The 18,371-nt window shown below is 44.8% G+C and carries 17 protein-coding genes; 8 read left to right on the forward strand and 9 right to left on the reverse strand.

Annotated features, from left to right (window positions below; genetic code table 11):
- Nucleotides 1-3 precede the first annotated feature (3 nt).
- From CPIN_RS01470 to CPIN_RS01480, 3 genes are all read left to right on the forward strand, one after another.
- Complete coding sequence (locus tag CPIN_RS01470; RefSeq protein ID WP_012787972.1) at nucleotides 4-459, forward strand: hypothetical protein; 456 nt, start codon at nucleotides 4-6, stop codon at nucleotides 457-459.
- Nucleotides 460-481: 22 nt separating this feature from the next.
- Complete coding sequence (locus CPIN_RS01475; RefSeq protein WP_012787973.1) at nucleotides 482-2,851, forward strand: LamG domain-containing protein; 2,370 nt, start codon at nucleotides 482-484, stop codon at nucleotides 2,849-2,851.
- An 86-nt stretch (nucleotides 2,852-2,937) separates the two neighbouring features.
- Nucleotides 2,938-4,473, forward strand: a complete 1,536-nt coding sequence (locus CPIN_RS01480) for a hypothetical protein (RefSeq protein WP_012787974.1) — start codon at nucleotides 2,938-2,940, stop codon at nucleotides 4,471-4,473.
- Nucleotides 4,474-4,584: 111 nt separating this feature from the next.
- Here the strand turns inward: CPIN_RS01480 and CPIN_RS36230 are convergent, their stop codons facing one another.
- From CPIN_RS36230 to CPIN_RS01500, 4 genes are all read right to left on the reverse strand, one after another.
- Nucleotides 4,585-5,577: a hypothetical protein gene (locus CPIN_RS36230; protein ID WP_052306722.1), complete on the reverse strand. Its 993-nt coding sequence runs from the start codon at nucleotides 5,575-5,577 to the stop codon at nucleotides 4,585-4,587.
- A gap of 478 nt (nucleotides 5,578-6,055) precedes the next feature.
- Nucleotides 6,056-7,024 (reverse strand): MBL fold metallo-hydrolase, encoded by a 969-nt coding sequence (locus CPIN_RS01490; protein ID WP_012787976.1) that lies wholly within the window; start codon nucleotides 7,022-7,024, stop codon nucleotides 6,056-6,058.
- Between the two features lie 87 nt (nucleotides 7,025-7,111).
- Nucleotides 7,112-7,681: a Crp/Fnr family transcriptional regulator gene (locus tag CPIN_RS01495; RefSeq protein WP_012787977.1), complete on the reverse strand. Its 570-nt coding sequence runs from the start codon at nucleotides 7,679-7,681 to the stop codon at nucleotides 7,112-7,114.
- A 22-nt stretch (nucleotides 7,682-7,703) separates the two neighbouring features.
- On the reverse strand, nucleotides 7,704-8,915 hold the full coding sequence (locus tag CPIN_RS01500; protein ID WP_012787978.1) for a hypothetical protein: 1,212 nt from the start codon (nucleotides 8,913-8,915) through the stop codon (nucleotides 7,704-7,706).
- A 586-nt stretch (nucleotides 8,916-9,501) separates the two neighbouring features.
- On the opposite strand from CPIN_RS01500, the gene CPIN_RS01505 reads away from it, so the two are divergent.
- The 3 genes from CPIN_RS01505 to CPIN_RS01515 are packed head-to-tail and all read left to right on the forward strand — an operon-like array spanning nucleotide 9,502 to nucleotide 12,261.
- Complete coding sequence (locus tag CPIN_RS01505) at nucleotides 9,502-10,086, forward strand: RNA polymerase sigma-70 factor (protein ID WP_044217612.1); 585 nt, start codon at nucleotides 9,502-9,504, stop codon at nucleotides 10,084-10,086.
- A gap of 2 nt (nucleotides 10,087-10,088) precedes the next feature.
- Nucleotides 10,089-11,021, forward strand: a complete 933-nt coding sequence (locus CPIN_RS01510; RefSeq protein ID WP_012787980.1) for a FecR family protein — start codon at nucleotides 10,089-10,091, stop codon at nucleotides 11,019-11,021.
- On the forward strand, nucleotides 10,993-12,261 hold the full coding sequence (locus CPIN_RS01515) for a hypothetical protein (protein ID WP_012787981.1): 1,269 nt from the start codon (nucleotides 10,993-10,995) through the stop codon (nucleotides 12,259-12,261). The genes CPIN_RS01510 and CPIN_RS01515 overlap by 29 nt, the downstream gene beginning before the upstream one ends.
- Before the next feature lie 5 nt (nucleotides 12,262-12,266).
- On the opposite strand, the gene CPIN_RS01520 is transcribed toward CPIN_RS01515, so the two are convergent.
- Genes CPIN_RS01520 through CPIN_RS38855 form a run of 3 tightly spaced genes read right to left on the reverse strand, consistent with a single transcriptional unit; the run spans nucleotide 12,267 to nucleotide 14,276 of the window.
- On the reverse strand, nucleotides 12,267-13,019 hold the full coding sequence (locus CPIN_RS01520) for a LytR/AlgR family response regulator transcription factor (protein ID WP_012787982.1): 753 nt from the start codon (nucleotides 13,017-13,019) through the stop codon (nucleotides 12,267-12,269).
- Nucleotides 12,997-14,070, reverse strand: a complete 1,074-nt coding sequence (locus CPIN_RS01525) for a sensor histidine kinase (protein WP_012787983.1) — start codon at nucleotides 14,068-14,070, stop codon at nucleotides 12,997-12,999. The genes CPIN_RS01520 and CPIN_RS01525 overlap by 23 nt, the downstream gene beginning before the upstream one ends.
- A 50-nt stretch (nucleotides 14,071-14,120) precedes the next feature.
- Nucleotides 14,121-14,276: a hypothetical protein gene (locus tag CPIN_RS38855; protein ID WP_012787984.1), complete on the reverse strand. Its 156-nt coding sequence runs from the start codon at nucleotides 14,274-14,276 to the stop codon at nucleotides 14,121-14,123.
- 242 nt (nucleotides 14,277-14,518) lie between these two features.
- Between CPIN_RS38855 and CPIN_RS01530 the strand changes: the two genes are divergently transcribed.
- Entirely contained in the window at nucleotides 14,519-15,325 is an 807-nt protein-coding gene (locus CPIN_RS01530) for a helix-turn-helix transcriptional regulator (protein ID WP_012787985.1), read from the forward strand.
- Between the two features lie 147 nt (nucleotides 15,326-15,472).
- On the opposite strand, the gene CPIN_RS01535 is transcribed toward CPIN_RS01530, so the two are convergent.
- A complete protein-coding gene (locus CPIN_RS01535) occupies nucleotides 15,473-16,453 on the reverse strand; it encodes an NAD-dependent epimerase/dehydratase family protein (protein WP_012787986.1) in 981 nt (326 codons plus the stop codon).
- 84 nt (nucleotides 16,454-16,537) lie between these two features.
- On the opposite strand from CPIN_RS01535, the gene CPIN_RS01540 reads away from it, so the two are divergent.
- Complete coding sequence (locus CPIN_RS01540) at nucleotides 16,538-17,113, forward strand: Crp/Fnr family transcriptional regulator (RefSeq protein WP_012787987.1); 576 nt, start codon at nucleotides 16,538-16,540, stop codon at nucleotides 17,111-17,113.
- Here the strand turns inward: CPIN_RS01540 and CPIN_RS01545 are convergent.
- A complete protein-coding gene (locus tag CPIN_RS01545) occupies nucleotides 17,106-18,332 on the reverse strand; it encodes a multiheme c-type cytochrome (RefSeq protein WP_012787988.1) in 1,227 nt (408 codons plus the stop codon). The genes CPIN_RS01540 and CPIN_RS01545 overlap by 8 nt on opposite strands.
- Nucleotides 18,333-18,371: the final 39 nt, after the last annotated feature.

The following is an 18,371-nucleotide window of genomic DNA, read 5'->3' on the forward strand; positions in this document are numbered from 1 at the left end:
AACATGGCAATACGTGAACGTAATAAACTAAAAGGCTGGTTCCAGACGGGAGATTATCCCACCCAGGACCAGTTCTGGGACTGGCTTGACAGCTTTGTGCATAAGTCAGAAGATCAACTGGAGATCGACAACATAGCCGGACTACGCAGCCTGATTGCCGCCAAAGCCGATCTGGAAGCATATCTTATCCTGTACCAACAAGTGCAGGATATGACTGCCGCCGGAATAAAAATCAGGAGGCCGGATGTATTGTTTTCCCTGTCTGATGAAGAACTCAATATACAGTATCCTGACGCATTACCAGGTACCCAGATTATCTGCCCTTCCATAGAAGGTGGCGGGGAAGTCTATGAGAAGTTTGACCAGGATACAAATAGCTGGTTCAGATTATACATGACGAAAGGCACATCAGGCAACCTGGGCGTGATCGCCGGTATTGAACTGGACAGTTTCGTTTAGTCATCCTGTAAAATTATCTAAAATGAACTTTGAGCTAAAAAAAATAAACTGGGAACCCGGCAAAGCACCATCACAACTCCAGTCGATGACACTGCGCATCAGAAAGAAAAGTGACGAGGATGATGAGAGCTACTATACAACCATTACAGATGCCCTGCAGGTAAACACTGACGGTACAATATTAAATCCACCTGTCATCAACGACCTGGAAGAAGAAACAAACTATGTTCTCCGCGTCCTGAACAATGATCCCGCTGGTGGAAAGTTTGACATGGTATTTACTACGCCTGGAACATTTGAAACCGAGTCATTCACACCCTCTTATTATCCCAACTCCGAACTGATGTACACCGCAGATAGTAATATCAGGGGTGCGATGTTACCGCCCCAATCCGGCGCTTATTACAGCCTGGACTATACAGCGGCGGACTGGTTCGAAACTTATGCCGATGCTGTCATACCTGGCGAAGTCGTGTTTGAGAAAAAGCAGGATATAGCAGGCATTAAATTACAGACGCCGTCTGATCTGGTAATTTTTGCAATGGATGCAGGATTCCTGGAAGGAATAAAGACGCAGTATGCATTAGGTCTCCATTTCTATGTAGATGCGAAAGACCTGCCGGCAACCGGCAGATGGCCACTGATCTCCTTTGGCGCTCCTCCCGACAGAGATGGTGTATCAGTATATGTAAACTGTGAAACCAAAAAGGTACATTGGGCGCAGCAAAGAAATGTAACCATACAGGAGATCGTAAGCACAGAGCCGATCAAACTTGGCGAATGGAACCAGGTACTCGTCTCCCGTCCAACTGATATCAGTGCTTCAAAGATGTGGTTAAACTCCTCCGATACATCTACAGGAAAATTCACCACGGCCACTATACCCAACATAATATGGATGCTTGATTCTGTAAGTATCGGCTCTCCCGGAGGCATCTTCAGTAAATACTACTATACAACACTCAATATGGATAGTATGATCGCTGAAAAATATCTTCGCCCCCCTTATCCGGTTGGCATACTGGAAGACTATTATGATGCAGAGAACAGATTTACCATCCCGACAAAAAATCTGGTCGTATTGGATAAGAATTATATTCTCTGTTCAATACCGACTGATGCACCTTCAGGCCGCAAATGGTTTTACATCGAAGACAGCCTTGGTAAAAGAAGAAAGATTGAAGTCAACATACTGCCACTTGAAAAAGTACAGTATCCGGTAGAAATGGATTTCAGTCCAGAAGGAGGAGGAGAATATTATTTCAAAGACCTCTACTATCCAAGAGCAACGGGATGGGGCGGCGCAAACGGCGGCGTATCGGATAAACACATCTACACCCAAAACGGACAGCTTGTGCTGGAGGCACACGGAGACCAATATACAGGCACCTCCCGTGGATATAGTATAGGCGGCGCGCTGAAGTATCATTATGATCAACGAGATCCTTCCTTCAACCTTCCGTGGATTACAAGGGTTGGTGCGATGATCACTTCTAAAGATTATTATGGCTATGGCCGCTATATAGTAGTAGCCAAATTACCGCGAGATATAGGCGTAGCGCCTAGCTTCTGGACAACGCACTATGCAAAAGTATATCCACGGGATCCGCGCTATGATCAGATGCTGGCGCAGGGTTTACACAGGCAGGGCGATCTGCAGGCAGGGTATTATGTAGTGGGAGATAACCAGATTAATATGGACCTGCCCAGCAATAATGCTAACTACATTTTCTACAATGTAGAAGAAATGCTCGCCACGCATTATCACATGACATGGAAAGGCCAGCTGGTAGCAGTAGAACAAGATGAAGACCCCGTAAACAATGGTACCTGGCAACTCAATGATATCGCCGCACCACAACTGCTGGAAAGCTGGACGAAAGTCAACAATGAGATCCAACACGTATATCAGCCACAGAAAGACAATATCATATGCACTAACCGGCAAGGTGAAATTGGAGAGGGCAGAGGACTGATCACCTACAACAATCCTTTTGAGGATGAATTCTTCTCTATGCTGACAAACATCGGCAAAGACGTGTGGGACGACGAATTCCATGAATTCAGATTTGACTGGTATGCGGACAGGGTTGAATATTATGTGGATGGAGAAATCATACAGGTGAATAAACACTTCGTACCTGATGTAGCAGGAAGATGGTCCATAGGTCTTTGGTTCCCTTCTGAGCCGGAGCCACAGCGCACCTGGCGGACAGACATAAGGACGGCATGGGCAGGACCAGTAGCAGACTGGAAATATCAAAAAATGTTTATTAAAAGGATTGCACACACACCTTTCACTGACGAAGAAGCCGGTGGCTCAAATCGTCTTGTAGGTGAGAACGAACCTTTTGATGGACTGCGGAGATATCCTGCACCTCCTCCTGCGTAAAGCAGCTCATCATCTATAGGCGGGAACGGTCTGAAATAAAACCGTCCCGCCTTCTGTTACAATTCGCAGCAAGAAAACTTAATACCATGGCCATACAAGAAAGAAATAAACTTAAAAGCTGGTTCGTAACAGGTGCATATCCTGTCCAGAATCAATTCTGGGATTGGCTGGATAGTTACATACACAAATCAGAAGACCAGATATCAATCGAGAATGTAGCGTCGCTCAGAGACATCTTAAATCAAAAGGCGGATCAGGAGACTTATGCTGCCATGTTCAATCTTTATCAGCAACTATCAAATGATGCATTGTTAAAGAACACAGCCTTTAGTGGAGAAGTAACCGGAACCTATGATGCACTGCTATTGAATAACGATGCCGTAATTGCAAAGGTGCTGGAAGGTCTTGACATCCCTGTTACACAGGAATACATCAGTGGAGCAGATACAATACTGACCGCCTTCGCCAAATTGCAGGGTCAACTGTACAAAGCAGTAATACTGGATGAAAACAATAAGGTACCTGTTGAATATCTGCCAGCCATTGCGATCACCGATGTGATGACAGCAGCCAATGAAACGGAAATGCTGGCATTAGATGCACAACGTGGTGATGTTGCTGTAAGAACGGATGTCGCTAAAACATTCATTTTATCTACCGATGATCCAACTGTACTCGTTGACTGGAAAGAAATCAAAAGTGGTTTGTCCGTCCAGAGCGTAAACGGGAAAAGCGGTGTAGCAGTGCAACTGAGTACAAAAGATATACCAGAAGAGCAGAACGAGTATTTTACAAACGACCGTGCCCGTGCAGCATTTACTGCTGGTACAGGCATTAATGTTTCAGCCGGAGGAGAGATCAGTAACACCCACAATACATTACAGGCAGTTACTGAAAATGGTTTTGATACAAACAACAGAATGCGCATATCAGGCGCTGCCGGCGATCTTGGGAACGGCGAAGGCTTAGAATTACTTTACAGTAACAATGCAGCAGAAATCTTCTCCATTGACAGGAATCCGGGAGGCGGATATAAAAAACTGGCGATAAACGCTTCTACCTTACTGTTGAACAATGAGCTCAGCGGACCGATCGGCCATGTACTCATCGGGAACGCTGCGCCGGAAGCCAAACTAGGCGTAGCCGGCGATGGTGTTTTTACCGGCAATGTATCAGGTAGCGACGCAACAGATCCACGACATTTTGTAACCTATCAGCAACTGAATAATCAATTTTCAGAAGGCCCGTGGACACCTGACTTCGGAGAACTGAACGCGCTTGTAAGATATGTCAGAGCATATTATGTAAGGAGCGGAAATAATGTACGTGTGAGCTTACAGTTTCAGATAGGAGAGGTACCTTATCCGCAATCTATTTACCTGATCTTTATAAAAGGATTACCATTCCCTGTAAGAGAGTTCGGTGTGACTTATTATAGTGGATATTACGGTACCAGCTTTGCTGACAGTCAGGTACAACCCGGATCCGCCAATCAGCATCTCAATCTGGCTGTTATAGTCTCCTCAAATGGAGATGCAATTCGTTCTAACACGAATGAGCGCTGGGGCGATGTACAAAATAAAACAATGGTGATTGATATTACTTATGTAACGACAGCATAAATAGCAGCGGCAGATTAACATAAGAACTGCGAGCAAAACCATATCTGCAAGAATATCAATAAAAAAAGTGGCAGCGTCTTTATTGACACTGCCACTTTCTCATATTAACAATTATTTACCACTCCGTACCACCGTCTCCAACTGCTTATTTTTCTCCTTCAACTCACCGATCTCTTTCTTCATTTCAATCAGATACAAGGTCATTTCCTCTATCTTCTGCAACAGCTTTTTATTCATTTCCCCCACATCGATACCATCTTTCTCTACCTCTGCAGCTGAAGGCACATCCGGTAAATGCTGATGCATTTTAATATAGTTTTCCACTTCGTACAAAGTCGGCAATTTATATTCCGGCTGGAAAACAAAATCCGCCCAGGTTTCCGAAGTCACCTTCATCTTTCTGGCGGCGATAGTACCGCCTACAGCCAGCTTATAATCATCCTTTGGTGTGGCGCCAATACCGACATTACCATTCTTTAAAATCATCATTTTAGCAGATACGGTCGCCCCTACGGAAAATCGCAGGTCACCAGTACCTGGGTTTAGATACACTCTGGCAAGCTCGTTGCCTGTGTTATCCGCAAAAAACACATCACCCGGATCACCTGGTGCGGCATCCGGTGCTTTCAATATCAGATTACTACCACCACTGACCATCGTTTGACCATTGACTTCAAGACGCGCAGTAGGCGTCTCTGTATTAATACCGACGTTACCGCCATTCAGAAAAGACAAACCATCTGCCCTTAGCTGGACTCTCAATGTGTAAACGTTTGGCTGTGGTGTGAGAAACATTTGGAACGTCGAATTAAGTGCCCCACTGGTTGAGCCTCCCGGACGTAACATCAGGGCGTTATGTGTATAAAGCCCTGGACGGCTACCTACCACCAGGTTATGACCGGCGTGGTAAAAATAGTTGTAACCGACACCATTTATCTGACTACCACTATTCAGAAAAATGTTACCGTTATTAATATGTAATTTCTCAATGGGAGCAGCGCCGTTGGTTCCGATACCAACAGACCCGTTGTCCGGAAATGAGTTCTCCTGCGCAAAAGCAGCGGACGCCAACAATGAAAATGTAAAAAAGAAAATTCGTTTCATAAATAAGGGCATAGCAATCTTAAAGGTTTACAAAATTGTTCTGGCAAACAGGCCGGATTTTTTTCGATTGCTAAAAGACATATAACGGCTGCAATTACCGGGTACAGGGAGTTCTCCTTAAAATCGCATTTACGTTACGAACAAACATATCATGACTTTCCAATGTTAACCAGAAGAAGCCGGCGTCTTAAATACACCGTATTTCTGTGCTTAATGAAGGAAACAATGAGACGTATAGGTTAATGTCATTCTGGGCAACAATGTTTAATATCCTGGCATAGTTCAATGTAAAATAATAACTTTTTCTTGACTATTCATAATTTACATTTAAACACTTAACTAGTTAGTAAATAACGCACCGGGGACCGTAATTACTACACAAAAGTGTTAAAACTTTTCAGGAAACCACACACTATTTAATAAAATAAAAAAGGTGATGCTCCTAAGAACATCACCTTTTATTAATATTACATCCATCTTACTTACCCGCAAATATCTCCGCATAATTCACCGGTATCCACTCATACTCCTTCCCAACATATCTCAGATGACCGATACCAGGAAATGATAAATGTGGCGCCGCAATCCAGTATCCCTGTTTCACAGCATCGTCAAAAGTCTGCTTTCTGATAGCCGCAGCTTCCACCAGGTCTACGTCAAAGTCAATCGTTACCCCAGGATCCGCAAACTGTATCGCACCGGCATGAATCACATCTCCCCAGAAAACCAGTTTTTGTCCCTTACTTTCCAGTGCAAAAAAACTATGTCCTGGCGTATGTCCTACAGCGGGCATCGCTGAAATACCGGGTAATAACTGTGGACCCGGCACAAAAGTCTTTACTTTACCTGCCTGCTGATAAGGCTGAATCGTCATCTGGGCAAGATCAAAGAACGGTTGCGCTCTTTTATTGGCAGTCGCTTTATTCGCTGCTGTCAACCAGAAATCCGCCTCCGGTTTGCTGATATAAAGTGTCGCATTCGGAAAGACAACTTTACCTTCATTGATCAATCCGCCGACATGGTCTCCATGCAGATGCGTCAGTAATACCGCATCAATGTCTTCCGCCTTTACGTTGATGGCTGCGAGCCTGGATGACAGTTTACCCAGTGTTGGCCCCAGGAAACTACCAGAACCGGCATCTACCAGGATCTGCTGATCACCCTTCATAATAAGATAGGCGGTAATAGAGGTTTCCACTACCGTATCAAGATAGTGTTGTTGCAGTAATGTATTAATCTCCCCCTTCTTTGTTTCATGTAACATGGTATGCATATTCAGGGGAATGGTACCGTCTGAAAGCGCTATGACACGGAAATCTCCCAACTGCATACTGTAATATCCCGGTTGCGCCGGTGAACCGGCTATTTGTGCTTTCGCAGATAATATGCCGCTCAGTAGTAATAATGCCAATACTCCTCTCAGGGAAAATGTTCGCAGAAAATTCATTGCTTTAAAATTTATAGCACAAATTTCCTGCTGTACACGTCCCTGTAGAAGGACCTTTGTCACTTAAAAATTGTGACAAATGTGCCGTTATTTCCGGTATAAACGGCTTATGGTCTCGCGGGACACTCCCAGGAAAGAAGCAATGTGCATCTTCGGGATACGGTTATATAAATGCGGATACTGTCGTACAAAATTCTCAAATCTTTCCTTCGCACTGCCCATAATCAACAATTGCAGCCTTTTCTGTAAAGCCACATAACCCAGACTTGACTTAGTCAGCAGATAATGCTGATATTTCCACATCTCCCTCGCCAGTTTATCCCGGTTCTCTGCAGAAAGCGACAATAACTGGCAATCCTCCAGACACTCAATAGCCGTATTCGCAGGGATCTGTTTGACAATCGATTCACGCTCTGAAATCCACCATCCTTCCGCAGCAAACTGATAAGTAAACTCCTTCCCCGTGCTGGCTTCTGTCATATACGCCCTGAGACATCCCTTCAACACAAAGTACTCATGCTTCACCAGATCACCCTCACGTACCAGCGTACTATGTTTCTTATACTTCACAGGCGTAAAGTGAGACAAGATATAGTCAAACTCCTCATCTGTCAGCTTACAGACAGACTCTATATGTACTCGTAACGGATGCGACATACTGCAAAGGTAAAAGAATACCTTATATCCCCGTCTCAGCAGTATTACTTCCTATGTACATTACCGCTGAATCTTCAATATATTTCGCCGGATTAAAGGAATTGCCGAAGGTCTTCTTCACAAAAGACAGCTTCTCCTTCAGTTCGCCAACCTTTGTGGTGAATTCAGTCGGGAACTTATTGCTGTCTGAATAATCAGTGATCAGCTCATTGTACCTGTCAATATTGATCATCATACGCGCAGTCAGTTGTCCGAAGCGCATACGCAGCGACTGTACCTTATACATAAACGTTTCTACCTGGCCTGACCACTTTCCTTTCATCAGACTATCCGCCTCCATTGCCTGTATTTTCCGGGCAATAGATAAGCGGCAATCATTCTTATACTGTTCTCTTTTACGGTCCAGTGTAGTAGATAAATACTCTCTTTTATAGCCCTCGCTGTCCAGACCATAATAAGACAACTGCTGGCTCAGCAAGTCCTGATTCTCCTGCTGCAACTGATTCAGCTCTTTGGTGATGGCCGTCCACTCATAGTCGATCACTGATTTCTGTTGCTCAAACTGACTGGCCACGTTGAGTAATCGCAGCATGGAAGGGCTTTTACCTTTCAATTCTCTGTTCTCTTTACCGAAAGACATGACCAGGGTATTCACACCAGATGATACCGTCTGCACCAGAGAACCATATAAAGGCACCCTATTGGCAGCATTGGTCACCAGTGAAAGCGAGGAGTTCAGAAAGTCAAACATCTGATCGCCACGCCCTTTTTTTGAATACCAGTTCTCATATTCTGTCTTCCATTCGTTGAAATCCTTGTATTGCTGAAGATTGCTGACAGCACCCAATTGTGTGAAGAACTGCTGTGAGGCTAAGAACAAGTCCGCCGGCTGCACATCACGCTGTATACTGAGCAACTCTGTAAATGCCAGCTGACCATTCAGACCAACCCTGATTTTCGGCGTTTTTTCTAATATGGCCAGTCTGCTGTCCAGTGCTACCTGCAGATTTTCCATGGCCGTCATTTTGCGCTTCGCTTCCTTGTCATTCAGTCCGGACAGTTCGGTTTTTAGTACTTTAATCTCACCCTCATTCAGTTTCAGTTTGTCATTCAGCTCTTTTAACTGCTGGTCTCTTTCCAGTTTAATTTTGTCGGCAACGGTAGAGTCCTGTTGCGCAAATGAAGTAGTTGCTACGGCAATGCTGATAAAAAATAGTAGAATTCCTCTTGTCATACTTGATGTTTAAGTTATAGGGATATGCGATATTCACCGGGATAAATGCGTACGGTACAGGATATATCAAATTATCCCCCGAATATAGAACAAAGTCCATTAAAAATGGAACAGGCCCCGTATCCCCAGACGCCGTCAATACAGCCCCTTGTTATCAGGTATTCGCCAGCAGGTCAAAATATTCATCATCATCATTCTTCCCCCATACCCTTTGCCTAACCGCCGTAACACAAAACGCTCACTTTCAGTTAAAAAGAAAGGGGACGGAATATAAAATTCCATCCCGTATATGTTTTGAGATTCAATGAAAGCCGCCATTTTATGGTCAGACTATTACATTATAGAGGAATGGGCATCTACTACCATTACTCTTTATCTGAACTAGGAAATGAGGGGTCTGTACGTTGACAATCTCAAAAAGGCGTTACCCTTATGTACAGGAAAAATTCATCCGTCTACCTTTCCAGGCGTGCCTTCATATTTCATGTATCTACCTACTTATCCAATTAAAAAAAATTTTCAACCCGCGTAAGGGTGCGTCTCTTTGTGCATTGTCTACCTTCGGGTAAAACACTTTTACGGCACATTGGAACCACTAAATGACCTTAAAACAGACAGTGCCTTACTTGAGCAGTACTTCCTTGAATACTTTGAGGTGTTGCACAACTATGCGTATACGATCCTGAAAGATAATGACGAGGCGAAAGATGCAGTACAGGCAGTTTTTATCCAGCTATGGCAGAAAAGAGAAAGCCTGCAGATCCGGCAATCTGTAAGGGCTTATCTCTACGCAGCCACTCACAATCACTGCCTGAATCATATCAAAAGCAGTAAGATCCGGAAGAAGCATTACGACAGGTTTGCATCCGGTATATCATCCACCGGCATAACTGATATCGAACAGCAGATCGTCTTTGCCGATATGAGAAAAGAAGTTCTCGAAGCCATGAAGGCCCTGCCTGAACGATGCCGGGAGATATTCTTTAAAAGCAGATTCGAAGAAAAAAGTTATAACGAGATAGCAGCAGAACTGCAAATTTCTGTAAAGACAGTAGAAGCACAGATGGGTAGGGCATTACGCACGTTAAGAACAATCCTGTCCGAACGAACTTTCAGTTGGCTGATTATCAGTGCACAACTGATCTCCATCCTGAAAAATCTTTTTCACTAAGTATGGCACAAAAAGCTAAAAATATGAATGTGACAGATGAACTCCTGTCTAGGTATTTCTCCGGAGAAGCCTCTCCTGAAGAAGCCATGACCATTGACGACTGGAGAGGCCGTAATAACGCCAATAACAAAGAGTTTAACGCCCTGCGTACTGCCTGGAACGCAACGAGCGCTCTTCCCTATGTCATGCAGGATGCAACTGCCGCATGGCAGCAAATGCAGCCCCTGCCTCAACGTACTCGCCCACAACGTATTCATATCGCAACCTGGGCGGCGGCTGCTGTCCTGACCGGTATCATCATATGCGCCGCTATATTGTTACGACCTGTACGCCAGCATACAGTAACTACCACAGCGGATGAAACCAGACAGCTGAAACTGCCTGACGGCTCCGGCATAATACTACTGGCTAATAGTACGTTCACTTATCCTGAAACATTTGCAACACCAGCAAGGAATGTATCGCTGCAAGGGAAGGCCGGTTTTGACATCCACGGTAATGCAGCACAACCCTTTATCATCACCGCCGGCGGTCTACAGATAAAAGTGCTTGGTACCGCTTTTAATGTAGCAGAAGATGATACATGTATACTGGTCAAGATGCTGACAGGGAAGATCCTGATGTATACCATCAGTGATACCCTGCCCGTTGCCGGCGGACAAACAGCTGTCTACAGCAAAAAAGACCAGCGTATAAGATATGACCGTGTATTCCACTTTGAAAACGAAGACCTGTCTGTTGTTTGCAAAGCCCTTACTGAAGCGTATCAGACAAACATTATCATCGATCAACCTGCAATCGCTTCCCTGAAAATATCCAGCAACTTCGACAACAAAACCCTGGATTATGTGCTCGAAGTGATTGCCACCACCCTCAACATTCAATACACCCGTAAACCCGAAACAAATGAAATCCACTTCACCACCGAGAACTAATTATATACTACACTGTATTATCTCCCTGTTCTTCTCAGCACCTTTGTACGCGCAGCAATACGACAAAGCAGTTGTTAATATCAACACATCCCCCATCGATATCACTACACTCGCTAAAATCATTGCAAAACAAACAGGATTGGAGTATTCACTCAACATGCAAAACTCCTCACTGAAAAAACGTATCACACTACGTGCCGGCAACTGGCAATTAGCCAACATATTAAAACAGGTGCAGCAGCAGGCCAACCTGAGCTACAAGATCATCGGCGATCACATCCTGTTTATGGATACCCGCACCGGTGATGCAAAACGCAATTCCCTGGCAGCAGAAGCCCCCAAAACAGCACCTGCGCCGAGCGCTCCTAATCACCAGAATACCCGTCCTGCGGAGAGTGCTACAAGAAGAAACTTAACAGAAACCAGCACTGAGAACACCGATGCATTAACATTACACGCCCTATCTGCCGTCGCCACTACTAATAGTGACACCAGTGTAACACTGAACACACTCGCACAAACACAGCAAGGCCCTCATTTCAGGAAAAGAGGCGCTAACTATAAAATGTCTGTGGTTAAAAAAACAAGCAGATCAACAACCGGTATAACATCTGCAGGCACTAATACCAAGACAATAATAGCTACTACGACTATCAGCACGAAGGAAAACAGCACCATTAAACCTGCTGCTACAACCAGCAGCAATAACAATGATGACGGAAGAGTAAACTGGTACAAACCATACCTGAAAGCAGGATTGAGTGCAGATGAAATATTATATGGCAATGTATCGATGATAACAGGCTTCCGATATCTGTACGGCATCGCTTCTTACGGGTATACATCCTATGGAGGCAGGTTCCGCTGGGGTGCCGGCATTCCTGTAAAACTCAACGAAACACAACAACTGCATATCACCTTTACTACCGGCACAATAAAATATGATGTACCAGATAGCCTGGGAATAGACGATATCCATCTGAAGGAAAGACTGAACCGTTATAGCCTGGGATGGTCTAAAACATTCTCTGAAAAATGGTCCCTGCACGCACAGGTGCATTATAATGATCTGAGAAAAAAGGCGGATCATATTCCTCCACCTATATTTGAAAATTTGGGCGAGCAGAGAAAGTTCAGATATGGGAAAGCACCATACACCATCAGCGAACGCTTTGGTACCCAAAATGATTATCAACGTTGGATAGGTATTCAGCTATCCCTATACTATCATTTCTTTTAAGGCGCTTAACTCAGCCACTTCCGCAACGCAATAGACTTTTCTCTGCTCACAACAACTTCCTCTGCCGGAGGATGCAGGTCCAGTTTCAGCTTCCCGTTGAAAGTCTGATGTATCTTCCGGATAGAGGCGGCAGAGACGATATACTGCCGCGTTGCCCTGAAGAACTCTTTCGGATTTAACTCCTGTTCCAGCTCTTCAAGGGTCTGATCAATGACATAACGTTCCCCTTGTTCTGTAACCAGGTACACAGATTTATGTTCGGAAAAGAAGTAAGCAATATGATGCACCATCACCGGAATAAACATATTCCTGTAAGACACCAGGAAGCGCGTACGATATGCCACTTCTTTATATTGCATCTTCCGGATCACTTCCTGCAGATTCGGCGCCACAGATAAGTTCACCAGGTTTTTGATACGCGCAATACTTTTTTCAAGTTGTGCCTCCTCCAATGGTTTCAGTAAATAATCGATACCATTCACCTCAAACGCTTTCAATGCGTATTCATGATATGCAGTAATAAAGATGACATGCGATGTTATAGTCACATGATCAAATATCTCAAAGCTTAATCCATCCGTCAGTTTAATATCCATACAGATGATATCCGGATGTTCGTGTTCTTTTAACCAGCTGATTGCTGATTCCACCGTCTGTATCTCACCAACGATTTCAATATTCCTGTCTATCTGCAACAACAGTTTTTTCAACCGTGCCGCGTTCGGTAATTCGTCTTCAATGATCAATATGCTCAACATCGTCTTTCGTATTTATTTTCAGCAATGGTATCTTTACTTCAAAATAATCAGGGCCGTCGTCTATCAGTGGTTTATTTCCACACAACAGCACGTAACGCTGTGTGATGTTCTTAAGTCCCAGTTGCGCACCAGGCTCTTTCACCCGCTTCGGTTTCTTGTTATTCCTGACTACCAGCCACTTCTTTTCCTGGAGGTAAATATCGATAATCAGCGGCGCATCTCCTGAAAACTGGTTGTGTTTAATCGCATTTTCTATGAGCAATTGCAATGTCAGCGGTGCGATTTCCCCCTGCCATCCTTCCACTTCCGCAGCAATATTCACACGGATCGCCTGTCCGTACCGGGTCTGGTGCAGAAACAGTACATTTTTGATAAAATCCAGCTCTACCGCAACAGCAATCGTATTCTGTGTACGATTACTCATCATATAGCGGTAAATAGAGGATAGCTTTACCACATAATTAACGGACAAAGTCTGGTTTTCCTCTATAAGGGAGGTGAGGGTACTTAAATTATTGAAAAGAAAGTGAGGGTCTAACTGTAGTTTCAATGCATCCAGCTGTGCCTGTACAGCCAGCTCGCTTAACTTGGAGGCTTCGATCCGGGCATTGTTCAGACGGAATACCAGGTATTCCGCGGCAAATATGGAAGTAATCACCAGGCAGAAGATCATCCCGGTAATGGAAGATTGCCGGTATAATAGCTGGTTGAAGGCAAATTTGGCCGGAAATGGGATGCGAAAGAACAGGTTCACAATCAACAGCACAATCGTCATGTGCGCGATCAGCTGTACGATGAAACGCATTTTCATATTCCGTTTCCAGTGCAGACGCTGGTTCAGGAAATAAGTCAGCCATATACCTGTTTCTATCACTGCCAGTGGGAAAAGCAGGGAAATCAGGCTATTGATAAAAAAGTCCAGCACCGTGAATTGTCTCCAGGCGTTGAACGTACGCTCGTAAGGGTTGATCAGGAAAAAGATCAGGTTTGTCAGCAGGCAAAAGATAGGATATCCATATAATCTTAAAAACTTATAATTGGATGCAGCCATAATATCTAATTAGATCAGACTGTTTATCGGCTGCCCTATCCATTGATATCTTAGTTGACAGCAACGCGGTGAGATACCGGCCTTGTCAATGATTCCCATATCAGATAAAACGTGCCTAATGATAAAACAGACAGTACAACTTTAACGATTTTCAGCAATTTACCTATTTTATACAGCTGTGACACGTAATGCATTTTTTTTGTCATGATCGGTTCCGTTTAATAATTATGAGGCAATTTGCCTCATAAACGACAGACCCGCCCGTCCAATCTGACTGAAGTCGCGAAATTGGATACCCAAGTTAAAATATCGCATACCGAAGTAAATACTGTCAATTCCGTGTATTACATTGTTCTTATCCTCTATCTACTCCGTTAATGCTTCGATCAGGAACGTAGCACTAACGGAGTAGATAGGCACACTGCCGCCATTTTAGTAAATTAGAGGAATGGAAATGCAGACATTTCTCCCTTCCGACATCTTAAAATCTTATATCAAGTATTACTGGGTCTTTGCCACGGATCAGCAAAGTATCAACGATGCTATTTACCCCAGCGGCTACCTGGAACTGGCCATTAATATCTCGGAAGGAGAAGTTGTTTCTGTATTGAATGACCGTTATATCGGGATGCCTCCGGTGGAAGTACTTGGTCAGTTGACGGCGCCTGCCCGGATTATCGCAGGAAAGCAAACCACTCTGCTGGTCACCCGCTTTTATCCTCATGCGACAGGCTTATTCTTCCCTAACCGGATCGCTGATTTTACAGATGATTCAGTAGACCTCTTAGACGTTTTTAAGACAGATACAGTCGATCTGCATGCCCGCATGATGGACCAGCGTACCCTGGCACAGAAGATCGGCATACTGGACGGCTTCCTCGTCCGGCAACTCATTAAATCCCAAAAGAACCTGTCCCAGATCTCTCTGGTGGAGAGTATATGCCGCTATGCCGGAACAGGAGGGGACGGACCTGATATAGAACAACTGGCCCTGCAACACGGTGTATCAGCCCGTTATATCCAGAAATTATTCCTCGATTGTATTGGCATCACACCCAAGCGCTTTTTCAATATCAGGCGTTTTAATAAGAGCCTGGACCTGGTCAGAAAAGCGCAGGAATCCCTGACCTCCATCGCCTATGAGTGTGGATACTATGATCAGGCCCATTTCATCAGGGAATTCAAGGCATTTTCGGGCGTTACGCCTTCCCGCTTCCTCCAACCTGCTCTTTTAGAAAATACGACGGGAATCTGACGCTGTTCGCTTTTTTACAATTTTAAACTTTCCAGATGTCCTTTCTTTGCTACAGCATTCTACAACAGCATGCCACCGGGGAAACAGAACCCGCCATTCTAAAAAAGGGGACAAAGAACGATATCGTCTTTTGTCCCCTTCCCCCGTCTATACCGGATAAGGTCCGTCTTCAAATGTTTCTGCATGATAGCCTTTCGCACCTACCTCCCGCGTTAGCAGACTCCTGAAATCACGGTCAGCTTTTAACTGTTCCACCACATAAGCAAAATCGTATTTAGGCGCCCATCCCAGCTCTTTTCTCGCTTTTTCGTTGACATATACCCTGTCTATCTCTTTGAACATCCGCCAGCCCCTGCGGGCGTATTCCTGTACAAATGCCGGTACGACGCCCTGCACCACCCATTCGGCATTACTGCGTAAATAAGGTGTATGCCCCTGCATAAAAGGCGATGTGGCACTGATAATATATTTTCCGAAACCAATGGCTTTCGCCCGTTTAATGGCCAGTATATGCGCTTCAACGGCATCTTCCAGCTCCACTCGTCTGCACAGGTACTCGTTGGCTTTCAGATTGCCATCTGTAAAAGCATTCCTTCTTCCTTTATTATCATCTTCTTCCGGGAAAAAGCGGGAAGTACGCAGTACGATACAAGGCAGTTGGTGATTACGGTAAAACAGCTGGCAAATATCCTCAGCGGCGGCCTTGGTCACACCATATATATTCTTGGGTACCGGCGTCACTTCCTCAGTAATCCAGGCCGCAGGCGTACCTGGTGGTGGCACCAATGCATCTCCGAATACACTTGTCGTACTGGTAAAAACAAAGGCTTCCACACCGGCAGCAACTGATTCCTCCAGCAGGTGCAGCGTACCGGTAATATTGGTATCAATAAAATCCTGTTTACTATGTGTGGCAACATGCGGTTTATGTAAAGTAGCGGTATGGATCACTGCCTGTATCCCCTCAAGACAAGTTTTAACAAACTCCCTGTCTGTGATGGAACCTACAAATGTTGTAAACGGAGACGCTTGTATATCTATGCCGGTTACTTCATAACGACGTGCCTGTAGCGTACGGACTAACCCCTCACCAAGATGTCCGGCGCTCCCGGTAACTAAAACTTTCATATGTTAGCGTATTATCTTAATGTTCAGGATCGAAATTAAACGGTCCTGATACAATTTTTGGGACATTTGTCCCATTTTACGGCTATGATCAAGACAAACCTGGCGCTATTACAACTGATGAAAGAACTCTCCGCAGGAGAGCATACAAAAAGCGCCATTACACTCCGCCATCTCGATATAAAACAAAAACTGATCATGCAGGATCAGACATTGCAGAATGTCTATATTATTAAGTCAGGCGTTATTAAATGTTTTATGACCGAAGAGAATGAGAAGGATTATATACTCGACTTTCTGGGAGAAGGAGAATTACTGGGGGAAATAGAGGCGATACGCCATAAAACGGCTGGTTGTACGGTAGAAGCCATTACCCCGCTGACCGTATATGCGCTTACCAGTACCCAGTTCAGGCATTTCCTGGAAACCATCCCGGCTTTTAATATGGCAGTGCTGGAGCAGTTGGTCAATCGTGTCATGCGGATCTCTGAAAAGGCTTCCCGGCATCAATTATATACCCTGGCAGAAATTCTGCCCCAGTTGCTGAATACCCTTGAATCGCAACAGATCAATTTCACTAAACAAGACCTGTCCGAATACCTGGGCATTTCTGTGAGAAGCCTCAACAGGATGCTGAAAGATACTGGTCATACGGCTATTTAAACCGGGCCAATACCCGTTTTGCTTCTTCAGGATATACCGTAATGAGGTGCGTACGCATGGAATCAGGCGTAGGACTGTTCTCTCCGTTGGTCAGCAGCGTGATCTTACCGGATGCCAGGGCCGGCATATGACAATCAATACAATTCTTCGACAACACTTCCGCCGATATATTTTCCAATTTACAGAAAGTAGGCTGCCCTGCCTGATGACAGCTCATACAACGCTGTGAAAATGTCGCCAGCTGATTGCGCTCACTATTATGCGGATTATGACAGGTAGAACAGGTCATATCATTACTTTTCACAAAACATTTACTGGCGGTGAACAACTGGTATTGCTTCCCATGTACATCCAGTTCGGCAGCCCGGGTAGGACGGGTAAAGTCAGGGAAGAAATAATCTGACAAGGCATCTCCGGGCTTATAGGCAAAAGCGGGCTTTTGCGGCGTTCCTAAACCGGAATGGCACAAAGCACACATATCCAGTCGCTGCTGGTGTTGTAAGGAACGGACCTTTGTAATATGCATGGGATTTTTCTCCTGCGGATGGGAAGTATGAAAAGCCACATGTGCAGCAGCAGGCCCATGACAGCGTTCACAGTCAATACCGTATACCAGCTGATTCTTTTCAAACTCCTCTGACAGATGCCGTCCTTCCATATGCACGTCTTTAATGCCTACAGCGGAGCTGTGACACCCAAAACAGGTACTGGGTATCATCCGGTCAAACTTTGGATAGGAGGGAGGAAAACCAGGACTATTCGCCCAGCTGTCAGCTGGCACAAACCAGGAAAGCGGTAACTGAAAATACCTGCCGGCACTCCAGGTCAGAAAAGTCTGCGCTTTTCTACCCGATCCTATGGTAATGTCAAAACGGTGTATCTCCTGTAAAGTACTGTCCGCATAGGCCGTCTGGAATAAGCCACTGTCCCGGCGCTCCATAGCTACCCGGATCCCGTTGCTATAGGAAAAGCTATTGCCATTGGCGGCGAAACTGCCTTTGATCGTTCCAGCGGATGCAGGAGCAGAAGTATTAAAGTGTCCTGTATGCATATAGGAGTCGTAAATCTGACGGTGGCAATTCGCACAGGTGGTCGCTCCGGCAAACTCTTTTCCCCTGATATCAGCGCTGTTACTTTCCGGCGCCTTACGGACACATCGGGAAAATATAAGGATACAGGATATGATCAGTAAGGATACATAAAACAGTCGCTTGTTCATAACGTAGGAATCTTTGGACAAGATATATAATGTTTACAA

This window comes from Chitinophaga pinensis DSM 2588 (genome assembly GCF_000024005.1).
Taxonomy (GTDB): Bacteria; Bacteroidota; Bacteroidia; order Chitinophagales; family Chitinophagaceae; genus Chitinophaga; species Chitinophaga pinensis.